At 67.9% G+C, this 1,995-nt stretch carries 2 protein-coding genes; both read right to left on the reverse strand.

The features are described from left to right. Positions 1 to 97 precede the first annotated feature (97 nt). The gene (locus tag MXD60_RS17985) at positions 98 to 1,246 is read right to left on the reverse strand and encodes an ABC transporter substrate-binding protein (protein WP_248820476.1); all 1,149 of its coding nucleotides are present in this window, start codon (positions 1,244 to 1,246) and stop codon (positions 98 to 100) included. 553 nt (positions 1,247 to 1,799) lie between these two features. Further along, on the reverse strand, positions 1,800 to 1,995 hold a 196-nt coding region (locus tag MXD60_RS17990), incomplete at its 5' end, for a hypothetical protein (protein ID WP_248820477.1).

Here is a 1,995-nt window from a genome sequence, read left to right on the forward strand (position 1 = left end):
CCCGGCCGGCCCCCCCCCCCGCGCCCCCCCCGCCCCCCCCCCCCCCCCCCCCCCCCCCCCCCCCCCGCCTGGTGAGTAGGTCGTGCCGTACGTGGTGTTACCTGACGGCGTTGGCCGGGGTGGCGATGCCGTCGGCGGAGGTGGTCTGGAGGATCTGGGTGAGCTCGTCGGCCGTGGGCTCGTGGCCGAAGTAGGTCTTGTAGAAGCTGCTGGTGACCTTGCGGAGGTCGACGTCGGCGAACAGCGACGGGTTCAGGACCTTCGCGACCCACTGCAGGTGGACGGCCTGCTCGGGGGTGTACTGGGCCCACGGGTACAGGCCCCGCGGGTCGATGTACACCTTGCCGTCCTTGACGGCCTTCAGGTCGTTCCAGCCGGCGATCTTCGACAGGGCGTCCACCACCGAGGCGCCGGTGTCGGCCTTCAGGCCCTGGTCACCGCCGGGGGTCGCGACGATCAGGTAGTCCGGGTTCCACTGGAGCACCTGCTCCATGTTGACCTTGACGCGGTTGCCCTTGATGTCCTTCGCCGCGTCCGTGCCGCCGGCCTTCGTGATCCACTGGTCGATCAGCGACGCGCCACCCTGGACGACGATGTCGTTGCCGGTGAACGCCTCGACGAACAGCACGCTGGGCTTCGTCGTCGTGCTCGCCAGCTTCGCCGTCAGGTCGCTCGACACCTTGGTGAAGTACGTGTTGTACGCCTTCGCCTTCGCGACCGCCGGGCCACCGAAGGTGTCGCCACCCACGGTGATCGACTGCGGGAGCTGGTCCAGCTTCGAGAAGAACATGTCGACGGCGGGGATCTTCGCGTCCTGGAGCGGCTTGGCCGTGGCGCCACCGCTGATCAGGGAGACCACATCCGGCTTCTGGGCGAGCAGCTGCTCGATGTTCACCATGCCGCCGTTGTGGAACAACTGCGGCACCTTGGTGATGGACGGCTGCACCGTCTGCAGGAACGGAATGGTGCTCACGTTCTGCGGAATGGCGACCAGCTTGTCGCCCACCCCGAGCATGATGTCGGACACGGTGTGGGCCGGGAACTGCTCGGCGATGCGGTTGATCGTCGTCGGCAGCGTGACCCTCGTGCCGTCCAGGTCGGTCACGACGTGCGTGGCCGGGGTCGGGCTGGTGGTGCTGCTGGCCGTCGTGTCGTCGCTGCCCGAACTCGAGCAGGCCGCCAACGCGAGCGTGCCCGCGAGGCCGACCGCAACGGCAATGTGCTTTCGACGGCGTGTGGAACTCACTGACTGCCCCCCTGAACCGAGCGATTCTCCTCGCCCGTCTGGATTTGAGTGGTGGGGCCGCAAATTAGCAGCGGGCAAATCGGGACGTCAAGGCGGGTTCTTCGCCGACCATGTCTCGTAACACCTCGGTGAACGCAGCGTTTCAAGGAGAGGATCGCGCGGAACGGAAATTCGATCGTCGGGAGCTCACCGGGGGCGCCGACGGATTCACCGCGCCGTATACCTACGGCTCCCGCCCATGAAGTCTGGGTGATTCGAAGAACGGTATAAATAGAACTATTCAGGCATTCGATCTTGCTGGCGGCGACGCGATGCGGGGTCACGGAACGCGATGTACGGGATCGGTCGAGCCATCGACCAGCGGTGGTGGGGCACGTCGAATTGTGTCCTACCGGTTACATCCGAACCTCACGCCTTCTCCGCAGATACGAAGATCACAACGTTGACCGATCCGCAGATGCGTCGATCTCATCTGAAAACCTCCGTGGATGCCGACACTCACCCCAGGCCCCTAGATCACTCTCCGTAATAGATTCCTATCAGCGGATGACCATCATGCGAGATCAAGATCGCCCAGGCCGCCCCCGAGCTCGCGGCGACGCCGTGCGCGCCGCCGGGGGGGGGCCCCCCCCCCCCCCCCCCCCCCCCCCCCCCCCCCCCCCCCCCCCCCCCCCCCCCCCACCCCCCCCCCCCCCCCCCCCCCCCCCCCCCCCCCCCCGCCCCCCCCCCCCCCCCCCCCCCCCCCCCCA

Origin of the sequence: Frankia sp. AgB32 (genome assembly GCF_023243045.1) — a bacterium.
Lineage (GTDB): Bacteria > Actinomycetota > Actinomycetes > Frankiales > Frankiaceae > Frankia.